Below are 25,848 nucleotides of genomic sequence, written 5' to 3'. Positions count from 1 at the left end.
CTCACCAATGGGTCACGCTCATTCAGCTTGTTATAACGATCTTTCAGATCAAAAAAACCTGGTTGCACCATTTTGCTAGCACTCGTTTCTTATTACTCAGCTGCTATGTATTATACATCAATAAGAATTTTTAGAGGTGCCCAGTCTCATGACTCATAAGCAGTCTTGAGACAAACACGACCAAATTAAGCACCAATAATTAAAACCATACTGTTAAATGCAACTGTTGGAAATCTATTCCATCATTATCACCATTCACACCACCATTTGAGTAATGAAGATAACGATAACCAAATTCAACAGTTTGCTGTTGCCCAAAGAGTAGTCCAACTCCCACTCGATCTTCCAGCTGAAAGTTCGTTCCTAAATCCACAGGAGAGTTGCCCTTTGCGACGATTTCATCGAGAGTCACATAGGACACGCCAATACCAACCTTAAAGTATGGAGAAAATCAATCGCCAAAGGTTTTTTTTGGTTTAATGCGAAATACGGGACTAAACGAAATACCTGCTGTTGAACCACGACCAGTTGAAGAGAGGCCATCTTGATTATTGAGTTCATTTTCCCAATAAAAAAAAACTTAGATCAAAATAACCTGATAGCAGCCAGTTGCTACTTTTTAACCAGTCTTGATGCCAATCCCATAGTACAGATAAGCGATAACTTTGCATATCCGCTTCAGAGTTTGATTCAGGCCCACCTCCAATCGATATACCGTCAACCCCTACGAGCTTATCGACAAAACTGTTTGCATAAATAGGTAGCACAACAATCCCTATAAACAACAACCCAACATACTTGAGCTTAAATACCATCCTTGCTTCACCTTTTCTTTTTGTTTTGAAAGCCTTTTTGTTCATCCAAGCTATATATACTTATAGCGCAGTCACAGCGAAGCATTATTTTTTTCAAAAGTGACCATTTAGTTCAAAAAGCAGAGTAATATAGTTACAGCAACATGCGAGTCTAAGGGATTTTTTGGGAGGGGTACATTACCATAAGTAAGGTACTTAAGAGGCTGTAAAACAATCCATTAATAATTCATTTTCAGAGTTACTTTAAGGATGAAAAGCTTCTATATTTAAAGCTTTTCATCCTTAAGCACTATTTATACAATCAATTACATTCGACTACATCTAACATCCACTCATTGGTCGAACCGTCTGTATTGTATTTACATAACCCTTTACTAAACAGGGCTTGTAGATGATAACCAAAGCTTGTTGCATCAATTAAGCTTGGTAGATACTGCTGGTGACTTTGCTGCTGACCATACCGTTTTAATTCATCAAGCATCTGCTCTAACTTATAATCAGTATGTGTTTCAATAAACGCTTGGTCTTGCTCTTTTAAGTTAATTTTTTGTAAGCCACCCCTGCTAGGAATAAGAACATTTAAGTATGCTGTATCATATTTTCCATCATACATTTTAATTGGCTGACTTAATTCAGCAGAAGATAAGAATGTCATGGCATACTTATAATCTGTTACTGAAAATGGTTGGCTATCAAAACCTCTTATAACTTCAATGGTACCAGGCAATACATCATGCAAAGCTCGCATTACTGCTTGTTCTTCATTTGTAACCTGACCATTTTGCGCCATTGTTGGAAATTCTTTTCCAGTGAATCGAGGATAAGATGTTTTAACCATACCGATAAAAAACTTCACTGTTTCCTTACGCGCTATAGAATGAGCCTGCTCGTCGCTGAAATGACCGGATAATAATAAGGACTGTTTTTTACCATTATAAAAGCTGACTAATGTCTGAGTGATGGTATATACCGGGGCATTAGAAATATTTTTGGGGTTACCTCCCTGTGCAATACGTTGTCCATCCTGGTAATCAAATATAGTACTAAGATCTAACCTGCCATTTTCTACATTTTGTTGCGTTCTTCCATTCCACTGAAATAAGTCATGTGAAGCTAATCCCATGACACCAATATCAAGTACTTTAATTGCATCCCTGGCATATGTAGCCCCAACGCAACACAGCAACCCTATAAATACGACAATCCGTTTCATACCAAATCCTTGAGATGATTAATGAAGGGCGGTTAGTGTAAGTCAAAACACCAAAGATAACAAGAATCATTCTCGTTTAACGAGCAGGATTAGCTTATTTTGTATAGGAAAAGAGGGCTGTTACAGATTAAGACAGAATGTGGTGGATAGAGATTACACCAATATATCCTCCCATCACGCTTAAATTATGCAGAGCCACAGGCTAGTGCTCTGCACTAATAAGAGAATACATCAATTTATACGTTATCTATTACTCTTCTATTTAATGTTTTTCTTAATGTTAACGTGATGATACCTATCATTAAACAAGAAAACCACACCCATACAATCTCCGATAAAATAACTTGCAGACCTCGAGCTGTAAAAAAGTTTTTAATACCTATAGGAGATACTTCTATCGGACGCCAGGGCAGGAAATATCGATGGTTTGATTCTGGCCATAAAAAAGCAATCCCTAACCCCCCGTTAGTCAAACTATCCAAAATCCCATGAGATGCCATCGATAAAGACACGATAAAAAAAGCCCACTTTGGATCACTTTTTAATGGTTTATAGCAAATACTCGCAAATAACCCTACAATTACTACTGATAAAAGTGAGTGACTAAATCCTCTATGTCCAAATGCTGATGCGTAAGGAATTCCCAGTTTAAATGCAATGACATCCACATCAGGTAAAATCGCAGCTATACATGCGAGGATCACTAACCGATTAGATACTTTTGCTTTGCCAAACCCCATACGTAAAACGAGTGGAACTGCCACATGCGTCATGATTGTCGCCATACTGTTAAATCTAATCTACCTTTCTCTTAAATCCAATCCACCCAATTATTCAGGCATCTCAATAAATGTCTACAACGGCTATATTCTAAAGCAATCACATACTACAAGCTAAACACACATTTAAAATTTAATTGATAACATTCACATTCTCCATAACTGAACCAGCTCACAGTTTAAAATGCACCTAAATAGCCAGCCCAATAACTATGCCCGATAACTACGCACAAAAAAAATTGCACCAAAAAATCACACTCTTTCGATAAATAGTCTATAATAGCAACCTAAACTCAAACATTTTCTAATAATTTGTTACTTTGTTATACAATTTAGTAATTCATTTCTTTATTTTTCATCAAAAACCAAAACTTTTTTGCATAAAAAAATAACAAAAATATTCCTTCAGACTATTAGAAATATTTCTAAAACATCACATTCACACAATTTTAGTCTTTAAAAACAAGCAGTTATAATGCTTATTTTAATAAAAACTCCATATTTTTCGATATGACTATTTATTTTCATAACCCATAACCACAAAAAAAATTAGAAGTCAGGTAAACATTAACCCACTTTTCTACTACAGTATAAGTGGATTGAGCCTCCCTCAATCATATTCCAACGATAAACCTAGCTAATAGTTTATTGGGAATAACCTTAACAATTGAAGCCGAGAAGTTTTTTATGGAAATGAGTGGCCTAGTGGATATTCTCAAACCACAGGTCTTATAAAATCTATCACAAACAAAATATTGCCCTAGTACCAATTAGTAGGGATAACACCATCATAAAACAGGGATAGAAGATGAAAAGAACTTATTTAAAGCCGCTGGCATTTGTTATTTCTAATATCGTTGCAATGAGTTCTCTCTCCGTATTAGCCGCAGACCTTGTACAAGTTGATGCAGATAACCTTAACCTGAATACTGCAAACACACTTTCCAGCCTTTCTTCCACAAACTCTGGATCACAATTTAAGGTCGTAAAATCCATACAACTTCCTAATGGAGAAATAATACAAAAGCTGGTTCAGCATTATAATAATGTTCCTGTTTGGGGCGTATCTGTCAGTGCTAACCGTTCAACCATGGGTATATACAGCAACACTTCAGGCACAATGTTAAATAATATTGCAGCCGATATTGTGAATACCACGCCCTTATTGTCAAAAACAGATGCCATTGAGTACGCTAAGCAGTCTTCACTTATCGCCAATGATACGCGGAACGAGCAAGCTAAACTTTTTATTAAGCAAGATCAAGAAGGTAAAGCCAGACTGGTTTACTTAGTGTCTTATGTTATTGATGGTGAAAATATCAGTCGCCCATTCTTTTTTATTGATGCTGAAAGTGGCGCTATTCTTGACCAATGGGAAGGTATTAACCACCGTGATGCAGAAGGACCTGGAGGTAACCAAAAAACAGGTAAATACTATTATGGTAAGGACTATGGCTCATTGATTGTAGATAACAACTGTCAAATGGACAGTCCTAATGTTAAAACAATCGACTTAAACCACCAGTATAGTGGCGGTACAGTTCACCAATTTACTTGCCCCGAAAATACCCATAAAGAAATCAATGGAGCCTACTCTCCCTTAAATGATGCGCACTATTTTGGTAATGTTGTCTTTGATATGTTTAAAGACTGGTATAATACTGCACCACTAACTTTCAAACTAACCATGCGTGTTCATTACGGCAATAACTATGAAAACGCGTTTTGGGATGGTCAGCAAATGACGTTCGGTGACGGACGCAATACATTTTACCCACTGGTTAGCTTAGATGTTGTCGCTCATGAAGTCAGTCATGGTTTCACTGAGCAAAACTCCGGTTTGGTTTATCGTAACCAGCCTGGCGGTATTAACGAGTCATTTTCTGATATTGCCGGTGAAGCAGCAGAATTCTTTATGAAGGGTAGTAATGATTGGTTAGTGGGCCAGGATATTTTCAAAAGCTCAGGTGCTCTCCGCTATTTTGAAAAGCCCTCAAAAGATGGTCGCTCAATAGACCATGCCAGTGACTACTATAGTGGACTCGATGTCCACTATAGCTCAGGTGTGTTTAATCGCGCTTTTTACTTGCTCTCTAACACGAATGGTTGGAACACTAAGAAAGCATTTGATGTCTTTGTGCTTGCTAACCAAACAAAGTGGAATGCCAACTCAGACTACAATGATGCCGCCTGTGGTGTTAGAAAAGCAGCCCAAGACTTAAAGTATAGTGAACAGGATGTGGTAACTGCATTCAGCACAGTAGGCGTAACTGCCTGTGATACTGGACCTGGGCCAGGGCCAGGCGATGGTGAACTTGAAAATGGCATGCCAGTAAGTAGTCTTTCTGACTCACAGGGTAAAGAAAAGCACTATTTCATTAAAGTACCAAGTGGTGCTGGTCCCTTAAATGTTGTTATAAGTGGTGGATCTGGAGATGCAGACTTGTATGTTAACTTTGGTTCGAAGCCAACAACATCTAAGTTTGAATGCCGTCCCTATCGCTATGGCAATAATGAAACTTGTACTGTAAATGCACCTACAGAAGGAAAATACTATATTATGCTCAGAGGCTACACTAACTACTCCGGTGTAACGTTAAAAGCCTCTTATTAATGCTATAAATATATAGTCACAACAAAAAAAGGGTATGCAAAGTTTTTGCATACCCTTTTTTATACCCTTCACACTGAATACAATATTACTCTGACTTTTGAAAAAGCTGAGCCATAAACAAAATCCGGTCTCTAGGTGAAATTGTTCGCATAGCACGTATACACTCGATTTCGTACTCATTTAAAGGTGCGCCATCCAAAGAACTGATATATCTTACTTCCCTTTTGTTCTCTTCAGATTGACTGGAATCTTCACCCTCTAGGTAAAATTCAAACTTCTCAGCTGTTTTATTATTTCGACTTTCAATGGAGGGCTTTACCACATTCGTTGTTGCTTTGACTTGTTCTTTTTCATTGGTATCAGCAGAAGATATTAGCATGGTACATCTCATTCTTTGCTATAGGTAAACAGTGAGAGTATAAATTATTTGTTGGGGATAATTTTAAGCAGATCTCACTTAAATCCAAACTACTTATTACTAATAACTGATACTTATCACACTAAAAATTAGAGAATTATCTAACTTATACAAAAGCAACACGTTTCGCTGGCCCGTTAGGGTGAGCGCTATGGATAGCGCACATAAAAATGATTCATGAAGGTTATAGATGCCAAACAGGCATCTATGCTCATATCAAAGGGCAACGTATGTTTAATACTAACTATTCGCTTGAAACAACGATACTAACCATAGTGATACTTAGTATTCCGCTCAGCCTCATCAAGTAAATTATCCCAATAGGCTAAGTGTGCAATCACACTATCATGCATTTCCTCCAGCAAGGACAGTCGATTATCTTCGTTAAGATAGTGTGTAATCAAAGGCTCCATGAGTTTTTCGAAGATATGATATCCGTCACTTTCATAATACTCTGCATGTTCAGAAGATATACTTAAACCAAATTGCTGCTGAAAATTACTTAGTAACAGTTGATCACGATGTACTGCAGCTAACTCAAGCACAGCTAAAGAGGCAATAGCCTCAGGAAAGGTTCGATTTTCAATAGCAAAGTGCTGCATAAACCAGCGAGAGTAGCGCAACGTCGAAAAACTGATTTCGTTCTCACTCTCTTGTTTACTCGCTGAAATATTTAAATAACTTAAGCACTGCTCTGCTATGTCACTTTTAGAACCAAAAATTAAATGCTGAATTTGACTGACTAAGGCCTTTAATGTGGGCTGACTTAATGTATTTTCCTTACATCCACTTTTTGCTATAGCCACAGCATACCAAGTATGTCGTTGATTTGACCAAAATTGAAACTGTGTTAATACATGACTTAATGCTTTTTGGGAAATAGCGCCCCGCTCTAAAATGACAAAAAAACGATTACGTGCGAGTGACTTACGAATAAAGGTTTGATTATTATTAAGAAAATACGTTGTCAGATCCATGACAATTACCTTTTGTATTTGATGCTTGCATCCTGAGCATTTCAATCCCCTTCACAGACTATCTCAATAGATATCGATCCTCTATGCTCACCAATACAGTACATACATACACAGAGATGTATTACTGCAGCTTAAGAAATATGACCTTCTCACGCTTAAATTAACCATATATAGGACTATGGTTGTATAATTATAGCCTTTATAAACAATTTTTAATGAATCATCCTCACGCTAACTACTCTAACGCAACCAAAAGCCTCTCGCAAAATTCTATATCCTTCGCTATGGGTATATAACAATCAATTTAGGGTAAACTAAGCACCATTTTTCACCCACGATAGGAAGTGCTATGGATCTATCTTCTGTGCAACCCATTCTAAATTGGCTTAATGAACACCCACAATGGATAGGTATCAGTATTCTGCTGGTGGCATTTATCGAATCATTAGCCATTGTCGGGATTATTGTGCCGGGTGTTGTCCTGCTATTTGGTATTGCAGTACTCGCAGGAACAGGCGCTTTATCATTGGCTGAAACCTTTGTCTGGGCTGGTGCAGGTGCTATTTTAGGAGATGGTGTTAGTTATTATCTAGGGCGTTACTATCACCAGACAATAAAGAGTATTTGGCCTTTTTCAAAATACCCAGCATGGTTTGAAAATGGTGAGCGTTTTTTTAAGCAACATGGTGGTAAGAGTGTCGCGATTGGTCGATTTGTAGGTCCCATCAGACCCGTTATTCCTATGGTTGCTGGAATGCTGGATATGCCTGCAGGTCGTTTTTTTGCCATCAACTGTTGCTCTGCTATGGCCTGGGCTCCAGTCTACACTATACCTGGTTACTTAGTAGGGGCATCAACTCAACTGGCCATAGATGTACCTGGTGGACTGCTCTGGGGGCTTGTGGGATGCTTCGTTAGCGTTGCCATTCTAACCTGGTTACTCAATCAGCTTTGCCAGTGCTATTTACCCAGTCAATCTCGTTATCAGGCACTTACTGAGCGATATAGTCACCGTGCTTGGTGGCGAGTCCTTAAATCACGGCGGCCTCATGTACACTTCGCCTTTCCCATTAACCCCTGCTGGTTATTATTAGTGTCCCTTAGCTGCTGGCTACTGCTATTTATCTTAATGCCTAATAGTACTTGGAGTACGGCTAATCAATGGGTCAGCATAACGCTTCACCCCCTGGAGCATCCTTTATTACAGCCCATATTTAAAGCCATAGGGCTGCTTTCTGAGTGGCAGCATATCAGTATTATCTCACTCGTGATGGTTGGCTGGATGTGGCATCAGCGCTACCGAGGGCATGCCCTTGTGTTATTCGTGAGTGTTGCCGCCGCCAGTGTTTGGCCTTTACTGAAGCATGGTATGCAGCTTTCCCTCACCCAGAGCCATGCTACTGAAATCATTAGCCACCATACATTACTGAGCAGCTTGCTTTATGCCCAAATTGCAACACTTATTGCTTATGAGCGTCCCGCCAAACAGCAATGGTGGATTTTGTATATTGGGTTATTACCCAGCTTACTGGTGACACTAAGTTTAGTCACACTCAACCTAGTCAGCTTTAGTGCAGCCATCTCTGGTTTACTCCTTGGCCTTGTTTTATGTTGCCTCTGTCGAGTGGCAGTCTCTCCTCTTGACCGTAATCCGATTCACAGCACAACCAGCCTCTTTATACTATTGGGTTTATTGTTAATGGTGGGCGGCCTATATATCCATATTCAACTAAATACCGTTATTTAACGGGCATTTACTTTGGCTAAAGGAAAGAATTAGGTGAAGGAATTAAGCTTTTAAGCAGAGTGCTGCATATCATTGAGCAGCCCTTTTAGCTTTTCCAGCCGCTTTAATGGGTTAGATATTTCCAACATGGACTGTTTCTTTTCTTCTGAGAACGGCATGTAGGCAGCCAAATGGTTGCTTACAACCATGGCATCTCCATAGTTCACATCAAGCTCTAAGTCTTGCAATAATGGGTGCTGAACAAGCGCTTTAAGCAAATCAACCAGCCCAAACCACTCATCAGGCACAGAGATATGTGGCTCTTCTGGCAATAATTGGGATTCAGACATTAAAAAGCCTTGCTCACTTTTCCAGTGATCCAAGACAGCAAACTTACCCTCTCCTGTAATGGTAATCCCTAGCAGACCATTTGGTAGCTGAAAAAAGTCGATAATTTTGGCTAGTGTACCGACTTGCTCAATATGCTTTACATCAAACTCACTACCCTCAGCCACTAAAATAACACCAAACCCTTGGTCATGTTTCATACAATAACTGATCATATCCAAGTAGCGAGGCTCAAAGATCTGCAACTGCATCTTACACTTTGGGAATAACACTGCCCGTAAAGGGAACAGCGGAATATTCACCATAGACAACTCCAAAATGTCTCACGCGATAAACTGCTTTTTAATCGCATACTTTGCCTAAAATTATAGGTGTAGTCATAACATCACCGCCAATACTCAGATAAACGGTTAACTGAATCAGTTATGTCACCAGGCATACTGTCTATACTGAATGGGTTATAATTTAAAAGCACCCTTGTTTATGCAGTTTGCAGTTGAACAACAACGTGACGTAATAGCTCGATTTTTGCAGTCTCCTGCGTATCTTTCTTTGGTCGATCAAACCCCTCGTTCTAACTGTTTTAACTCACCTCAATGGCTAACACCCTGGCTGTATCAAAGAGATATGCAACCGATACTGGTTACGGCTAAGGCCGAGAACGAGCTATTAGGCTGCTTAGTGCTGGCCCTCCACTCTCTTCATCGTTGGGGAATTTCTTTTAATAGCTTACAGTGGTTAGGATATCCTTATACAGATCGTGTCGTGGTTCCCCACAACAATGCTCTCCTTAATGTTGTTGAAGACATGATCTCTTATGTTGATCAATTAACAAATGTAAATTGGGATCTATTGGAATTAAATGAGCTTGATTTAAATAACCATGAGATTTCAGTCCAACATGCCGCTCAGTTGCCTCATATTAGTATCGAGCCTCGATGCCTAGTGCCTGTTACTGACCTGACCACCTACTCAATACCCAGTAAATTTCGTAGAGAAATCAAACGTCGTAATAAACAATTATCAGCACAGGGAAATTTCCAATACCGGTTACTACAGCCAGATATGGCAGGAATGCAGCTTCTAATAACAGAATATGCCAATATTGAGCAACAAAGTTGGAAGGGGCAACATGGTTTAACCGTTCTTAATAACTCATCACTCAGCCAAGCTATCTGTCAGCTTGCCCATACAGAAAACGTAATCTGTAGTGAGTTACGCTTAAAAGAACAAGTTATTGCTTATCGTTTAGGTTTTATTTTTAATCACCGTTACTTTGATTACAACATTGCCTATCTTCCAGAGTTTGGGCGCTTCGCCCCTGGTCGCAGCACATTGTATTATCTTATAGAACATGGCTCATCACTGGGGATTCAACTTGTCGACGCATCCCGAGTCGGTATGGAATCCCAGCATTTATTGTTTGAAAGCCATTCTCACCTACAACAGCATTCACGTTTGCGGCTTTATAATCAAACCACAGCAGGTCAATGGCTAAAATGGTGGGAAACAGGAAAGTCTTACTGGGGTTTAATTAAACGTTTTCGCCGATATCGGTCAGCAAGTGCTTTAAATTTTGGTTCGTTATAACGCTCGTGTTTTACCCAATAATAGCGCCCCAAATAACGGTGCACCCTGGTCATTTTTCCACACTCATCAAATCCAACATGAAAATGTAGTTTTAATGACGGCACGTTAATACTATCGATAGTGCAAATAGAATAGTGATAACCCTGTAGCTGCATATTGTGCCAAGCATAAAGCTGGACATCTAAAGCAATTCCACTACCACGTAAAGGTTGAGCGACTTCTCCAGCAAATTGATAAAATTCTTGCCCCTCTACAATAAACTCAGAGTGATATTGATCATGGTCGAAATAACTTTTAGGGCTTACCCAAAAAATAGCCACAACATCATTATCAACTATACCAATTGTCCCAAGCAAACCTTGTTGAAGTAACCTTTGATAAACTGGAATATGTTGTTCAAAATATCGTTTACAGTGCGGTAAATCGGTGTCTGTTAAAAATTTTATTTGCCAACGGTTGCGTCCTGTTGCCGAGGGAAGAGATTGTGTTAAATCAAGACGCAACCAGACCAGTTCTACCGATTGCCAAAACCATTTATGATAAATACGACGAATAAATCCTAATAAACCGAGCGTTTGCCAATTTTGCTTAATTTTTTGCAACCAATTAGTGTCTTTACTCATAACTTACTGACGGATTTCTATGGCAAAAATACTTTTATTTGGAATCGTCCAGTTAAAATGTAGTTTCTTTCCTGCTTTATGCGGCTTCTGAGAAACTTGAGGTTGTAAGTCACTGGCTAAAACTGTTTTAGATACTGATAGGCTTTGCTTTTGCCAAAGTTTTGGCAAATCAATTCTCATATCCACTCTTTGTTGACGATCACCTTTATTGACGCCGAGAATGCGGATAACTTTCTCTGTCGTCGATGCCACCACATCAACCTCAAATAAGCTTGTCTTCGTAGTTAAAATGTCTCCTTGCAAATGAGCTTGTATAAATTTCATAGCGTGCCCAACAGGCTTCAAGTGCCAATTTCCTGCCCCATCCTGTCGCATAAGTCCTTTTCGATAAGGTCCATCATCTGCCGTTTTGAACCAGTTTATCATGGTTAAGTCACCACTTTGTGCCACGTTAGCTACAACGGAAGCCCACCATAATGCTGCAAAAAAAGTATCTTGCTCATACACGCTAAGATGCAAACCGCTGGAAATATTGGTTTGATCAATCAACAAGTGTTTTTTTAAAGTTCCTTTAGCATTACGCCCCACTAACGAAGCAGCCGCTGCCACCGCTTGTTGATAACTTCGTGTCGCCCGTAAATCTCTAACCAGCCATCGATGCCAAGTCAACGCATGTATATCATCTCCTAATAGTGGTAATAACTGTTTTGCCCAGTTAATGCCTCTTCGTGAGCTGGCTTGGTTGCGGCTTGGTCCATTTAGCCAGCCTGCACTGGCGGGAATCGCAATGTTAATCTTTTCACGCACATTTGCGGGTAGTTGTTTTAAACCATGAATCACTTGTTGTGCATAATTAGCAAAAGCGGTGAAAGAAGGATAATTAAGATTAGGCTCATCAGCTAATACTAGATAATGTAAACCTGATTGGGTATATTGCTGCCAACTAGGTAAATAAGAACGCAGCACTTCAGTAATCTGTTTACTATCCATCAGTACCGCTCGACGGCCTGTTTCCGCAAGCAGTGTCAGATCACTGGTAATACCCTGTTGAAAATAAGTACGCCGGAAAGACTGGTCTGCTAATGGCTTTGCTTTTAATACATCAATATATGTGTAATAAGTTGCTGACTTAACCTTCATTTCATTAAGTAATGACAAAGCATGAGATGGAGGATCTAAAAATGGTAGCGATGTGCCCACCATTGGTACCCACCCTAACTTCTTTACGCCAACGGTAATTTTACCCTTTCCTGCTAGCTGCTTCGGCACAAATAAGTCTTCGGGCCTTAATGCAAAAATGTTATCCGTCGTGTCGAGCCAAAAAGCCGCTTTACCTTTTCCCTGAAAGGCTAAACGCCAAACCTGGCTTTGAGTCGATTGCTCAATTGGTATGAGATTATTCTGCCAGTAGTTTTTTATATCAAACGTTGATAGCTTAAGTTGAACCCCAGCATTTAATTGGTTCACAGGGTTGACCTTAAAGGCTGTTACCCCTCCATGATATTTCCCCCCCAAATTGATCGTTTGCTCAGCAGGCACGCTAAAATAAAGTACCGCATTTGCTGGCACTTCAGCTGTAAAATGATGCTTAACCGGTTGATAAACAACTTTGAGGGTTGAAGCATGTTCAAGCCGATAGCGTCGGTAGCTATAGCCCGGCACTTCAAGACGATAATGGCCTTTATCCGGCTTTAATAACCACGTTTTTTTTCCTGAAAACTGACCAGGGTTAATCACCAGTTCATCAATCAGATTACCTTCAGCATCTTGTAAAAATACACGCTCCTCATGAGCAGAGGCTTCCCAGGCTGGTTGCCAACTTAGTGTAATTTGGGCCTGCTGTTTATTACTTTCCGTAACCGATGATGTGTCAATATACCAAACACCATCGCGTATCCACTGCCATTGCAGTGCATTCACGGCACAAGTAAACCATGCAGCCAAAAAACAAATAATTTTTGAATACGTCATCTACATTATTTTTTTAATGAAACCATATGTTCTATTTTTTACGCTTTGTTATCCACTCTCTAATCCAACCCGCTATTTTCTGCCAATCATCCCGTTGTAAGCAGCATACTAAGGTCCAGTGAACAGGATGTGTTTGTTGGTATAACCTAAATAACAAAACTGCAGCCAATAAATAAGCAACCGAAGAGCTTATTGCTGCACCAACTAAGCCTAACCTGGGAATCAATAATAAATTAGCCACTAAATTTACAGCACATGCACAGGCTGCAACAATTGATACAGCACCAGGTCGATTTTTACCTAATAAATCCAGACGAATAATTGAACAAAAGCTCAAACCAATAATACCCGGTAACAGAAAAATCATTGGTTCGTAAGCTGAAGCATAAGCCTGACCAAATAACAAAACAATTAACCAATACCCAAATAACAGTAATGCTATTGCACCTAACAACATAATACTGTTCGTTAAACGTAATGCTAACGGTGTTACTGATTTATTACGTGCAGCATCAGGTCCCATAAAAAAAGAAAGTAAGGGCGTGGTTAATGCTTCAGGCATCACCAACATTAGTTCCGCAGCGGAGGAAGCCATCGCATAATAACCCAAAGGTTCAGCTCCCAGTAACAACCCCACCAGAAGAAAATCCTGCCGAAGCAGTAAGAATCGAAATACCCCTTCAAAGTGACCCCGCGCACCATAACCAATTAATTTACGGTGGGTTTGCTTATTAAGTAGTGGCCAATGACCTGGTGCATGTTTTTTTAATATTATAATGATCAGTAAAATCAGTAATACCCAAGTTGTTAATCCAGAGGCCACTGCAGCATTGAATGCTGTTATTGGTAATAACCACCATCCCATCAAAAAGATTACAAGTGGAATAAATGATTCAAGAATGCGTAGTATATTTAACTTGGTTACTTCATTAAGGGCATTCAGTACTCTGAATAATCCATCAATCCATAAAAATAATACAACCAATGCTACCATGACTAAGGAATACCCCTGCAAAATAGCTCGCTCACCTTGCCAAAAATTTACAGCTTCCAAGATAATCATTACCAGTGAGGCAAACAGCACTCCAAATAGAGTAGAAAATGTGGTCAAACACCCTAACATCGCTTTCAGAGGTAGTGAGCGATGCGAAACATGGTAGGCAAGAGCTGTACTGTACCCACAGTTACCAGCAGCAAAAATAATTTCAACAAGACTGTTCAGTAAAGCAAAAATACCTCTATCAAATGGTCCAAGAATGCGTGCAATCAATGCCACCCGTAATACGCGAACAACAATAGACACGACTTTAGCAACAAAGCTTTGACTGATTTCATCTAATAATTGTTTCCGTGTCCGTTGCGTCATTCAACTAACCATTCTCATTAGTGGAACCATGCTTAGTTACACAATATTAGCTTTAATAAGCGATAACCAAGTAATTCAGGCCTAGCAGCCATGGTATAGTGCAGATTAATGCGGGGTAAAAAATAAGAATCTGTTGTTTGAGAAACCCAGCCTGGCTTCGTTGTGACAGCCCCATGATATCCACATTTATTTAGTATAGGCTGGAGTTGCTGACAAACATGCCCATAGGGATAACAAAAGTAGCGACTCACTAGCTGGGTATGTTTTTTTATTGTCACTAAAGACTCATTAAGTTGATTGATTTGCTGATCAGTTGTCAGGGCAGGAAAGCTCACATGGTTTAACCCATGACTTCCCATAACAACGCCTTCTTTTGACAACGCCTCTACCTGTGACCAGCTTAATGTATGGCGGTGATTTGGTAACTGTGCAGCAATTGCATTGGCTAGTTCTATTAATTGCTCAGGAGACAAGTCGTTTGGTAATTGAGAGATACGTTTAGTCCAGGGCAACAGGTTTAGTTTATCTAAACGCGCAACATTCATTCCTTGACTTATTAACCACTGACTTAACCATTGTTGTGCGTGACTTTCATCATGATTAGCTAAATCGAAAATAGCCTGCCACCAAAAAAGTTGCTGTGTATTGACTAAGCCAGTGGTTAAGAACAGTGTTAAAGGAATATTCCGAGCTTTTAAGGGTGGCCAAGCATAATCAGCGGTATCCCACCAACCATCATCAAAGGTCATTACAGCAAGCTGCTTTTTATATTTTAAAAAACCAGCCCCTGAGACGGATCTTGCATTCAGTGAAGCTTGCAGTTCATCCAGTGCTATAAATTCAAATACGTCTTGCATGGTATCCAACCACTTAGGCCAAAATTCGGCGGCTATGACAGTACCAGGATCATAATATCCCTGTAATTGACTGAGTGGTAAAACACGATGCCCCGTAAAAATCAATGCACCTCTAAATGGCACAGTAAGCATCCGTAAGGGTGTATGAAATGCTAAATAACCCAGGCCTTGCTTTATTTGTTGTTTAACTATCATTTCCAATTTACTTCAATTGTCGCCCCGTATCAGGTGTCCATTGCAAAACACGGTGGCCACAAAGGAATAAAATAAATGCCCAACTCATCGCTGCTAACTGCTGAAGAAAAAATGCGATGAATAGACAAGGTTTTGGCCAATGATATCCTGGCAATACAAGCACTAACCCCATCAACAGATAAGCAATAAGCTGAGCAATAAACAGCATCTTAAACAACACACCATACGACAATAACATTACATTCAAGGGTAGTAATAAAAGAATCAATAATGGTACGGCTCGACGCAAAATTTTATGACTGAAAAAAGCCCAGGCAAGTTTTGGTTGTTGAGTACTGAGCAGTGATTTTCTGGTCCACATGCTTTGCAGTCCACGCAAGGTAATTCGTACCCTTCGTTGAAACTGTTGTCGGGGCTTTGAAGTGCTATGGTCTTCAACGACAGCTTGTGGCACCCAAGCTAACTGATAGCCTGCAATTAATGCTGCACTACTTATAAAAAAGTCATCGGTTACCCCAGCAGGCACTGGCTGCCAAAGTGCCTTGCGAATAACGAGTAATGCGCCATCCAGATTAATGAGACAACCAGCTTTATCTTCTTGTAGTCTGAGCCAGCCTTCAAAAAGTCGGTAATAACGATCCCCCCAGCCTGTCCCTTGTTGATGAATAGCAGGAAACTCCAATTTACCACCCGCAGCCCCAACCTTTTCATTAAGAAATGCCATTAATAATGCCTGGAGTGTACCTGGCTGCCAAAGATTATCTGCATCAGTTAACACCAACAACTCTCCTGTCGATGCTTCAACTGCCGTATTGAGTGTTGCCGCTTTGCCGCTTCGACTAAGTTCTATGAGCTTAATCCTTGGATCATTCATACACTTAATAACTTTAGCGGTATCATCCGTAGACCCATCGTCTGCAATAATAATCTCAACAATATGTTCAGCTGCACTTTGAGTAAGAATACTTTGTAATTTGGCAACTAAATATTGGGCTTCATTATGTGCAGGAATAATCACAGAAACACGCCCCACAACATTAGAGTCAAACTCACGATCTACTTTAGTACCAGTATCTTTTACGAAACTTGCAATAAACCATATACAAAGTGGGTAACCTACATAGGTATAGGCAATAAACAAAACGATTAGCCAAAATAGCAGCATTAACATGAATTCTTAGGCCTACGCCAAAACCAGACAACAGCAACCCCTGCTACCAAAAAACGAAGGGTATAAAGCAAAGTTAACTGCATAATTAATACAAAAGATAAATACACACTTGGTAATCGCAAACTTAAAAGTAGACCTGGTATGAATAACAGCAGCAAACAAATTATTAGCCAGCTATGCCACAGAGAACTAAGCAATACAACAATTAAAAATAGCCAATGTAACAGAGCTATTAGTGGAAAACGGACAAGCCGCCATGGCCAGCCATATTTATAAATTAAGTCACTGTGACTGCTTTGCCGCCAATATTCCTTCCTTAACCAACTATCAAAACTACGCTCATAGCCCCAATGCAGCAGTTTCGGGTGTGGTATTGAAAGAGCACTTGCCCCTTGTGCTCGTAAACGACGAATAAGGTCTTTGTCTTCACCGGTAATCAATGTACTATCAAAGCCATCCACTTGCTCAAAAGCCTCACGGGATACAATTAAATTGCGTCCTGGCAGGGTATCGACCGATGTCACTTGCCCCCGCCGCGTTAACACTCGAAGTGCCCATGCTCTTGCATACCAAGGAGCACTGTCTGGAGCGATATCCACAAAAGCAAAAACCTGTGCAAATCCTGCTTCTATAACGCCATCAACATATTTAAACCAGTCAACTGGTACCTCGATATCCGCATCAACAAAAACTAACCACTCCCCTTTCGCATCTTCAGCACCTTCATTTCGCAGCTGACCGATAGCGAGTTGTTTTTTTTCCAGAACCGTCACTCCCTGTTGCTGGACCAGTTGTACACTGTTATCCGTTGAGCCATTATCAACGACCGTTAATTGACACTCTTTTCTATTTTGAATAGCACTGAGCATTGCACTTAAACAGCGTTGAATATGCTCAGCTTCATTAAACATAGGCATGATAATGCTATAACGATGCTTCATGGCGGCTCTCTTCTGTCAAAGCCCTGCTTTGTTTTTCACAATAACGGCGAACAACTTCTACAATTGCAAGCATGCACCAAAAATACTTATGATTAGGTGCACTCAAAAATAACAAAAAAATACAGAGTGCTAAAAAAGCAAGCCCTAAATGAGTCACACTTGATGCCAGCGAAAATCGCTGTTTCTGTAATGCTATCGTTCTAACTTGCCAATACCCCAACAATCCTCGCCAAGCCAGCCAACAAAAAAGTAAACTCACCACTAGCCCACTTTCCACGGCAAGCTCCAAATAAGTGTTATGAGCACGTCGAAATAATTCAGGCTCACGACGACTTAGCGAAAATGCGCTTGCATATCCAGAATAAGCATAGCTCACCGGGAAAGAACCTGGTCCTGAACCAATCCAAGGGTTATCTTTAATCGACTGCCAACCAACCACTAAATAAGAAGCACGCCGTCCTAATGAACGATCATCAAATGACTTGATCCCTTTTTGTAACGACAGTAGTGAAAACAGCCGCTGTTTATAATCTTCAGGTATTGAGAAATGTAAAACAGGCATGGCAACTGCTAATGAAAGTAATACCCAACCTAAATGCCGCGCTCGAATCATGTGCAAATAGTCACGATAATGCCATATCGCAAAGCCTATCACGATCAATAAAACCAATGCGCCTGAACGCGAGTAAGTTTTCATAAAGGTCATCAGTAAAATAACTAGGATCCCCGCCCAAAACAGGCTTATCAACCAGTTACGCTGATGAAGAATTAAATACCCTGCCATCGCAATGGCTACGCTGACTAGCAAAGCAAAATAGTTAGGGTCTTTTAGTAGTCCCGTAGCCCGATTATTATCACTTGAGTAAGATTGGTACAAAGCAATCAAAGCCGTCATAGCCACCGCAAGCACCAATGTCGACATGATATGCTTAAAACGAAGATCTTCTGCTAAAACAAGCGTTAATATAAAAATAGCTACTGCCGTTAACATCTGGCGAAGGCTGTTTATGGATAATTCAAAGTAATTAGAGTGCAAGACGCTAATCACATAAAACAGTAAAAATAATGTCAATGGCCTCCATAATGTCGAACCCAAACGTGCTATTGGTAATTGTCTGAGTATTAATTGACAAGCTACGATCACTAGTAATGCTGCACCGAGCACTTTAGCCCCAGTAAAAAAACGAGTACCTTCAAAAAGTCCCTCAAAAGGCACCAAAAAAATTAAACCCAATAACCCCCACGCTGGATGCCGGTATAAAACGATTAAACCAATACAACCTAAAGCAATAAAAGGTGCCAACCAGGCATAAGGTGTTAATAACAACGCTACACACGTAATAAAAATAATGCTGCTTAAGCATCTAAACAGCAGCATGAATATCACCTGACACTATGACTAAATCAATAACTGTCGATAACACGTAAGCACCTTTTCTTTGCTGTGATGATTAAGCCATTCAACCTTAGCCAATGCATTTTTAATTATTTTATTTCGTAATATGTCATCCTGTTGTAAACGATAAACTGTATCTACAAAAAGATTTAGATCATCAGGAGGAACGAGTAACCCCGTTTGTTCATGCTCAATTAAATCCACTAAACCACCAACAGCAAACGCAATTACAGGCACACCAAACGCCATCGCTTCCAATGCACAAAGTGGAGTACCCTCTGTTCTTGAAGTAATTAGTAAAACTTTTATTTGTTGCAGCCAATGTTGAACATCAGACTGATATCCGACCCAGTCAATTTGCGGTTGATGGTTTTGCTCTGTCGATTCCAGCAACATTTGCTGTAATGGGCCATCCCCTATAATCACAGCTTTTACTGGCACAGCTTGTGGATAACGCTGGACAAAAGATTGGCATACGTTCAAAAACAAATCAGGGCCTTTCTCCACACTGAGCCGCCCGATAAAACCAAACATATAAAGATCAGTATGCTTATCAGGGTTTTTATTTGTATTCTTATCCAATTTATTTCTCTTAACATCCACACTGTTGGGAATAATTATAATTTTATTTTTGGGTACACCGCCGAGCTGATAAGTTTTAGCAATCGCTTTCGCAACACACAACACCATATGAACTTTCTTTAAGCGACAACTCAGTATATTTAGCCATTGGTAACAACGCATTTTAACGTTTCGCCGAGTAAAGCCATGTTGTACCATAATAATGGGTATGGACCACTTCCAAGCAGTCAATAATGCAACCCATAATTCTTTATAACCATGGCAATTGATCGCAACAAAGTTGTGACTTTTCAACAACTGTCGACAACTTTTGACCAAAGTTAGCAGCGATAGCTTTTGCCCCACAGCACCATATACAGAGGTATTCTCTTTTGCCATTTCCTGCTGTAATAAATCAAGCGTTTTATAGTCAGGACATATACACATAATATAATGATGATATTGTGCTAACCAGCTACAATACTGGACTAACACATGCTCAGCACCATAATAACCACTACTGCTTATGATATGCAAAAAGGCCTTTTCAGATGGGGTTTCCCTTGCTTTACATGTTGAAAGCATTATGACTAAAACCTTAACTTTGTTTTTATTTTTTCAACAAACCAGTTTACTCGATTTTTAGTTTGAGATGGTTCCTCATCTTTTGTCATATCATCTAAGGTGGCAAACACTGGAATATTTAAATATTTCTCCACATGGCTCGGCTGTTTAAAGGTATGATCAAAAAACTCTCTTAAATAACCAATAGCCAGCGCTAAAAGAAGCCCTGTTACAGCGCCTATTGGTAGGATTATTTTTAGTTGTGGAAAAGCTGGCTCGGCGGGAATAAACGGTCTACTTAAGATTCTTGCATTAGATAAACGGACATTATCCACAAGCTGCATCATTCGTTTTTCTTCAAACTGCTGACTGTAAGAAAAAAAAGCTTCATTCATTGCTTTTATTTCGGTTTCAACTTGTTCTACACGAGAAGAGACCGTTCTTAAAGCATCTATACGCTGTTCATACTCCTTGAGGCGCTGCTGTTTAACGGCAATAGTTTCTTCCAAAACAGCTAATTCCATTTGACGCTGTTGTATACGGTTAGTAATTAGTTTCAATAACGATTGACGCTCTCTCATCAAACGTGCTCTTATGCGCTTAACTTTTAAGCTATCAGGCTTAAATGACATAGAAGCATTGGCATACTCTCCTACCAGCTTGGAAACTTCTTCCAACTGCAGCCTGATTTCTTTATCATCATAAGCCACTGATCCTGCCGTTTCCGTAAATGTGTAAGGAAAAGTATATTCGGTCAACTGATTTGTATTTTGCAAGTACTCTAAATGACGTGCTAAATACTCAACCCAATGCTTTTTTTCAAGCTTTAAATCTAAATAATCATGTAAACTTTCCTGCTCATCATCATAACTTGCGAGCACCTGTATTAATTCCTGCTCAGGATTTGCTGCTTGATATTTCATTAGCAAATCTAACTTCATCTTTTCAAGCTCAGCATATCGTTCTCGATAATGATCACGTTTTTTTTTGAACAGATCATAAGGTAATTCAGCAGATTGTAATTGATCACGTATTAATAAATAGTTATTCAGTAATTGATCCACTACAATCACACCTTGTTCAGGATTAATCGAAGTATACGTAACATTGATAACATTAGAGCCAGGGACCGGCTCAATTGCTAAATTTTCAATGACCTCAGTAGTAAGCTGATCAACTTCCTGGTGTTGAATATCATCCTGTTCTGAACTAAAAAAATGACTTATTGGTTGGGTAATATACGTCTTTAAGGGCTGTATAACGTAATTGTCAATGGCAACTCCCAGCCAAGAAGCTGGTTCAGCTGACGACAGTGTTAATGTTCCAGCTTGGTATAACTCACTCACAGTAGTTCTAATCAGTCCTGTCGAACGAAGAATATTACTTTCTGTTTCCATATCAATCACTGTCAATGGCACAAACTTATCTGTATCACCCGTTAACACCGTATCCGCATCTGACTGAGACAATTTTTTAGACAAGACTAAAACTTCACCTGTAAGCTCATAGTGGTCATCAACAACAAAAGGGACCAAAATACTAATACCTACAAATGTAATAAAAACTCTAATGATCAATACTTGGTTGGCAAAAAAGATACGTAAAAATTCATGTAAATAATTTTCTACTGTTTCTTTTCTAGACTTTTCGACCATTAGTTATCCTTGCTATCAACCCGGTAGCTAAATGAAAAGCCAAAGCCATTAAATAAAATCACATCGCCAAGCATACGGGCAATATCACCGGCCTCTGCCAGTCGTGTTTTGGGAATAAAAACTATATCATCAGGCATTAAATAACTGATAGCCGCTTTACCTGTCCGAATAGACTCACGTATATCATAAACTCTAGCGACCATTTCATTATTTTCTCGTCGCAGAGTTAGCACTGAGCTAAGCTCTGCATCAGAAGATGCACCACCCGCTAGTGCAATTAACGATAAAATTGAAATAGGTTTTTGTATAGGGAATGCGCCAGGCTGACCCACCTCACCAAATACGAAGACTTTACTCGATTGAGTCCGCTTAAGTAACAAATCAACCTGTAGGGCTGTATTTAACCGACCATAACGTTTATTAAGCATTTTTCTTAACGCACTTACTGTTTTATGTTTAACATCAACATCACCAATAAGTGGAAAAGAGGCTCGATGATCACCACGTACTAGAATTTCACGGCTTAAACCATAGGCAGGGTGGTATAAATTTTGTTTCAGTTCTTTAATGTTTGTTTGATACTTAGGTACAGTGATATAAAACTGAGGCTCAATCAAAATTTCTTTATATAATTCAGCTAATCGACCTTTTAACTGCTCAACGGTAAACCCTACAACTTTAACATCACCCACATAAGGTAACGAAATAAAGCCATCAGGTCTTACCCTATGACTTTCATTAAATTCTGGAGCCGTAATAAATTTTATATCAAGTTGATCATGAGTAGCTATTCGATAAATACCTTTTGAGTTAATATCAAAATGATAAATAATATCAAGCACATCTTCTGGTTGTAACTCATGCTCATCTAAAAGACGTTGATCAGGAATATGTTCTCCTGTTTTACCAAACAACTCTGCAGGCATTTGATATGACTTCATCGTTGGTTGTAAAAAACAGCCACTTACGACAAATAAACAACCAACCACTATCCATAGCTTGAACAATACAATGCTCGACCTCAGTGCTAGCAAGTTTTCGATTAGTCGCAGCCATCTGTTATAACAAGTCATAGATCCACTTAGGCATGTAGTACTTGCGCTGATTTAGCACTGCACCCAGTACATTTGCCCCTCCTTGTTGTAACCGATCCACAGCGGCTTGAGCCACCTCCCAGCGTGTTTTCTCAGCCTGTAATACCAGTGTTACACCATCAAACTGGGCTGCCATACTGACTGCTTCTGGACTCGAAAACACTGGTGGGCCATCAAATAAAACATACTTATATTGCTGCGATAACTGGTTAAGTACAAACTTAATGCGTTGACGTTCAAGTGGTTGTTGAAGAGGGTAATCACAGCCAAAAGGTAAAAAATCACACTGCAAACCATTTGGTTCATGCCAAATGAGTGGATTAATTTCAGGCATTTCTTTAGTGTAAACCAGATTATAAAATCCTTTTTGAGTTGTCGAGAGTAGTTGACTGGTCAGACTACTATGGCCCCGATGACCATCAATAATTAATACACAACGCGAGATATGCCTGACAATAGCGTTAGCAACTGCCACTAAACTGGAAGAGCAACCGGCTTCAGTATGTGCTGCTGTAAAAAAAATCGAAGCGTGCTCCCGCTCTAATAAAGCACTCGTTAAATTCAAATGGCAGGGAATTGATAACATCTTAATCACACCTATTTCCCTGTTAACAAAATATACCCTTATTTATGGGTATGTGTAGTTTTGATCTGTCAACCTAACTTGCTCCTTTGCCCTCTAATACCCGTATTGGCGTTAAAAATAATATTTTCAGATCAAACCAAAAGCCTTGATTCTCTATATACTGTAAATCAAGTTTAACTCTTTCATCAAAATTTAGCTGGCTTCGACCTCCTATCTGCCATAGCCCTGTTATTCCCGGATACACAGCCAGTCTGACTAAGCCTTGATCAGGATAGTCATGAGCCGAAAACGATGTTGGTCTTGGACCCACTAATCGCATATCCCCTTTGATGACATTGAATAAATTGGGCAGCTCATCAAGACTAAACCGCCTTAACCATTCACCTATAAATGTACGCCGAGGATCTTTATCAATTTTAAAGTCAACGGAGTGTTTCCCATGTTTATTTAAGTGATAAAAGTGCTTCTTCAGATCCTCTGCATTTTCAACCATACTTCTAAACTTGATCATTTTAAAACGTCGGCCCTTGTAACCTGTTCTTTCTTGAATAAAAAAAACAGGCCCATAGCTAGTATATTTAATACTAATTGCGATAAAGATTAATAGTGGTGACAGTAATAACAGTAATAGGCTTGCAACTGTCGCACTCCAAATGCGATTACGAAGAGACAACCCCCAAGATGATTTTGGTTCAGCGGCTTCCATTTCTTGAGCATATACCCAACGTGCCGCCGACTCTATTTTGGAACGCAATTCAACATCGCTACGACGATCATCTTGTATTGGTTTATAAAGAACATACCCTCCATATTCACCAGATGACTTAGAAATAAGTTTATTAAGGAGTAAGCGCTCAATTATTCGGTGCAATCTCACATCTATAACTCCCTGATACTACGAGTTGCTTTACTTCTTTTGCCTGATTCCTTTAAGCTCAATTCATTTAATAATAAAACATCCCAGTAAAACAATTATAATATAAAATACAAACTTCATTAAATAATTAACTAAAGAGCACCACAAACACATATCATACAAGCAAACATGCATTATTTAGAAATTAAAAACCTACAATTAATATCTAAAAGATAAAATAACTTACAGAGAATAGAGTAATTGACTTAATTTTTTAATAGCCGCAATTCTTTCTTCAGTCCATGACTGGGCAAAATTAATACGAAAACAATTTTTATATCTAGGTTGAACAGAGAATAACTCTCCTGGTGTAATCAAAATACCTTGTTGTTTTGCTTTAAAGTAAAGTTCAGTGGTATTTGTAGAGTCTAGTAATTCCACCCATAAGACAAAACCACCAGTTGGCGAAGAGATATTTATATTTTTCGGGAAGTACTTTTTAATTAGGCTCAACAGCTGATGATATCTTTGTTGATACGTTAATATGGTATTCTGTAAACACTTTTGGTGCTTTTCTTGGGCAAAGTATTCTGCAATTGCTAACTGATTCAGTTGCGATGGCGTAATCCCCATTAAAGTATGCTGGTAGATAACACTATCAGCATTATTGCCCATAACCAACCAGCCTACTTTAAGCTGAGGATTTATGGTTTTTGAGACTGTGCCGCAATACCAAACCATTCCTTTTTTATCCTGTGCTTTGATAGGCTCTGGGCGAGTCTGCTCAAAGCTTAAATCAGCAAACGCATCATCCTCGATAAGTGGTATATATTTTTTCTCTATAAGTGCTAACAACTGCTGCTTATTCTCTACCGGCATGGATTCTCCCAAAGGGTTACCTACCGTAGGGCTAACAATCACTGCTTTTATTTCCCACTCATCCACAGCTTTTTGCAACAGATCAATATCAATCCCTGACATCTTATGCGTAGGGATTTCGATTACTTTCAACTGCAGCACTTCCATCAACTGTAAAATACGATAATACGCTGGTGTTGCAATAGCGACGACATCACCTGGCTGGGTAAATGCCTTTAAACAAAGCATCATCGCACTCTGGCAACCGGTTGTGATCAATATATTTTCTACACTAGCGAGAATACCTACTTTAGTGAGTCTATGAGCTAGCTGTTGCCTTAATTTTAATGCTCCAATCAATTCAGAGTTAGTCGACAGTATTAACTATGGCTCTATATGGATTCCTAGGGGGTAGCATATAATACAACCAAAGATGTATTATGCACGTCTATTTGGGTAAATTAAGTCAGTAATAAGCAAAGAATGATCAATATCAAACAACTGGTAAATGATGAGCAATGCTACCAGTTTATTCGTCAGAGACGTTGGCCTGATGGCGTCAGCTGCCCTCACTGCCAGTCTCAACAAGTAGAAGGCAATGGTAATCATCAAAAGCAAATTGCCCGAAAACGTTATCGCTGCCTAGCGTGTCATCGGGGATTTGATGACCTAAC

At 39.4% G+C, this 25,848-nt stretch carries 23 protein-coding genes and 1 pseudogene; 4 read left to right on the top strand and 20 right to left on the bottom strand.

Annotated features, from left to right (window positions below):
- Positions 1-199: 199 nt before the first annotated feature.
- The 4 genes and pseudogenes from F607_RS29850 to F607_RS0114460 all read right to left on the bottom strand — a co-directional run.
- Positions 200-436: pseudogene (locus F607_RS29850) on the bottom strand (acyloxyacyl hydrolase); the annotation flags it as partial.
- A 121-nt stretch (positions 437-557) separates the two neighbouring features.
- Positions 558-815, bottom strand: coding sequence for a hypothetical protein (locus tag F607_RS0114470; protein ID WP_027708660.1), 258 nt, complete (start codon positions 813-815; stop codon positions 558-560).
- A gap of 301 nt (positions 816-1,116) precedes the next feature.
- Positions 1,117-2,028, bottom strand: a complete 912-nt coding sequence (locus tag F607_RS0114465; protein ID WP_027708659.1) for a hypothetical protein — start codon at positions 2,026-2,028, stop codon at positions 1,117-1,119.
- Between the two features lie 236 nt (positions 2,029-2,264).
- Positions 2,265-2,801, bottom strand: coding sequence for a metal-dependent hydrolase (locus F607_RS0114460; protein WP_211233647.1), 537 nt, complete (start codon positions 2,799-2,801; stop codon positions 2,265-2,267).
- An 814-nt stretch (positions 2,802-3,615) separates the two neighbouring features.
- On the opposite strand from F607_RS0114460, the gene F607_RS0114455 reads away from it, so the two are divergent.
- On the top strand, positions 3,616-5,421 hold the full coding sequence (locus F607_RS0114455) for a M4 family metallopeptidase (protein ID WP_084611253.1): 1,806 nt from the start codon (positions 3,616-3,618) through the stop codon (positions 5,419-5,421).
- An 85-nt stretch (positions 5,422-5,506) separates the two neighbouring features.
- On the opposite strand, the gene F607_RS0114450 is transcribed toward F607_RS0114455, so the two are convergent.
- A complete protein-coding gene (locus tag F607_RS0114450) occupies positions 5,507-5,800 on the bottom strand; it encodes a hypothetical protein (RefSeq protein WP_027708656.1) in 294 nt (97 codons plus the stop codon).
- Positions 5,801-6,105: 305 nt separating this feature from the next.
- Complete coding sequence (locus F607_RS0114445; RefSeq protein ID WP_027708655.1) at positions 6,106-6,816, bottom strand: hypothetical protein; 711 nt, start codon at positions 6,814-6,816, stop codon at positions 6,106-6,108.
- A gap of 349 nt (positions 6,817-7,165) precedes the next feature.
- Here F607_RS0114445 and F607_RS32905 point away from each other — a divergent pair, with 349 nt between their 5' ends.
- Entirely contained in the window at positions 7,166-8,563 is a 1,398-nt protein-coding gene (locus F607_RS32905; RefSeq protein ID WP_051311501.1) for a DedA family protein, read from the top strand.
- Positions 8,564-8,613: 50 nt separating this feature from the next.
- On the opposite strand, the gene F607_RS0114435 is transcribed toward F607_RS32905, so the two are convergent.
- Positions 8,614-9,195 (bottom strand): LON peptidase substrate-binding domain-containing protein, encoded by a 582-nt coding sequence (locus tag F607_RS0114435; protein ID WP_084611252.1) that lies wholly within the window; start codon positions 9,193-9,195, stop codon positions 8,614-8,616.
- A gap of 178 nt (positions 9,196-9,373) precedes the next feature.
- Between F607_RS0114435 and F607_RS0114430 the strand changes: the two genes are divergently transcribed.
- Positions 9,374-10,480, top strand: a complete 1,107-nt coding sequence (locus tag F607_RS0114430) for a GNAT family N-acetyltransferase (RefSeq protein ID WP_169719802.1) — start codon at positions 9,374-9,376, stop codon at positions 10,478-10,480.
- On the opposite strand, the gene F607_RS0114425 is transcribed toward F607_RS0114430, so the two are convergent.
- The 13 genes from F607_RS0114425 to F607_RS29830 all read right to left on the bottom strand — a co-directional run bounded on the left by F607_RS0114425 (position 10,411) and on the right by F607_RS29830 (position 25,534).
- Positions 10,411-11,103, bottom strand: coding sequence for a hypothetical protein (locus tag F607_RS0114425; RefSeq protein ID WP_027708652.1), 693 nt, complete (start codon positions 11,101-11,103; stop codon positions 10,411-10,413). The two genes, F607_RS0114430 and F607_RS0114425, sit on opposite strands and share 70 nt — an antisense overlap.
- A 3-nt stretch (positions 11,104-11,106) precedes the next feature.
- On the bottom strand, positions 11,107-13,074 hold the full coding sequence (locus tag F607_RS0114420) for a hypothetical protein (protein ID WP_051311499.1): 1,968 nt from the start codon (positions 13,072-13,074) through the stop codon (positions 11,107-11,109).
- A gap of 31 nt (positions 13,075-13,105) precedes the next feature.
- A complete protein-coding gene (locus F607_RS29840) occupies positions 13,106-14,440 on the bottom strand; it encodes an oligosaccharide flippase family protein (protein ID WP_051311498.1) in 1,335 nt (444 codons plus the stop codon).
- Positions 14,441-14,472: 32 nt separating this feature from the next.
- The gene (locus F607_RS0114410) at positions 14,473-15,492 is read right to left on the bottom strand and encodes a polysaccharide deacetylase family protein (protein ID WP_027708650.1); all 1,020 of its coding nucleotides are present in this window, start codon (positions 15,490-15,492) and stop codon (positions 14,473-14,475) included.
- A gap of 7 nt (positions 15,493-15,499) precedes the next feature.
- A complete protein-coding gene (locus F607_RS0114405; RefSeq protein WP_027708649.1) occupies positions 15,500-16,663 on the bottom strand; it encodes a glycosyltransferase in 1,164 nt (387 codons plus the stop codon).
- On the bottom strand, positions 16,657-17,604 hold the full coding sequence (locus F607_RS0114400; RefSeq protein WP_027708648.1) for a glycosyltransferase: 948 nt from the start codon (positions 17,602-17,604) through the stop codon (positions 16,657-16,659). The genes F607_RS0114405 and F607_RS0114400 overlap by 7 nt, the downstream gene beginning before the upstream one ends.
- Complete coding sequence (locus F607_RS0114395; protein ID WP_027708647.1) at positions 17,588-18,982, bottom strand: O-antigen ligase family protein; 1,395 nt, start codon at positions 18,980-18,982, stop codon at positions 17,588-17,590. Before F607_RS0114395 ends, F607_RS0114400 begins: the two co-directional genes overlap by 17 nt.
- A 21-nt stretch (positions 18,983-19,003) precedes the next feature.
- Positions 19,004-20,146, bottom strand: coding sequence for a glycosyltransferase family 4 protein (locus tag F607_RS0114390; RefSeq protein WP_027708646.1), 1,143 nt, complete (start codon positions 20,144-20,146; stop codon positions 19,004-19,006).
- A 5-nt stretch (positions 20,147-20,151) separates the two neighbouring features.
- Positions 20,152-21,780 (bottom strand): GumC family protein, encoded by a 1,629-nt coding sequence (locus tag F607_RS29835; RefSeq protein WP_051311497.1) that lies wholly within the window; start codon positions 21,778-21,780, stop codon positions 20,152-20,154.
- Positions 21,780-22,853: a polysaccharide biosynthesis/export family protein gene (locus F607_RS0114380; protein ID WP_084611251.1), complete on the bottom strand. Its 1,074-nt coding sequence runs from the start codon at positions 22,851-22,853 to the stop codon at positions 21,780-21,782. Before F607_RS0114380 ends, F607_RS29835 begins: the two co-directional genes overlap by 1 nt.
- Positions 22,840-23,469: a P-loop NTPase family protein gene (locus F607_RS0114375; RefSeq protein WP_157365479.1), complete on the bottom strand. Its 630-nt coding sequence runs from the start codon at positions 23,467-23,469 to the stop codon at positions 22,840-22,842. Before F607_RS0114375 ends, F607_RS0114380 begins: the two co-directional genes overlap by 14 nt.
- A gap of 64 nt (positions 23,470-23,533) precedes the next feature.
- Positions 23,534-24,337: a sugar transferase gene (locus F607_RS0114370; RefSeq protein ID WP_027708643.1), complete on the bottom strand. Its 804-nt coding sequence runs from the start codon at positions 24,335-24,337 to the stop codon at positions 23,534-23,536.
- A 222-nt stretch (positions 24,338-24,559) separates the two neighbouring features.
- On the bottom strand, positions 24,560-25,534 hold the full coding sequence (locus F607_RS29830) for an aminotransferase-like domain-containing protein (protein WP_169719801.1): 975 nt from the start codon (positions 25,532-25,534) through the stop codon (positions 24,560-24,562).
- Positions 25,535-25,657: 123 nt separating this feature from the next.
- Here F607_RS29830 and F607_RS0114360 point away from each other — a divergent pair.
- Positions 25,658-25,848, top strand: a 191-nt coding sequence (locus F607_RS0114360) for a transposase (protein WP_027708116.1), incomplete at its 3' end; no start/stop codon positions are given.

This window comes from Zooshikella ganghwensis DSM 15267, from assembly GCF_000428585.1.
GTDB lineage: Bacteria > Pseudomonadota > Gammaproteobacteria > Pseudomonadales > Zooshikellaceae > Zooshikella > Zooshikella ganghwensis.
Note: the sequence above shows the minus strand (reverse complement) of the source record. Positions and strands in the feature narration are given on the sequence as shown.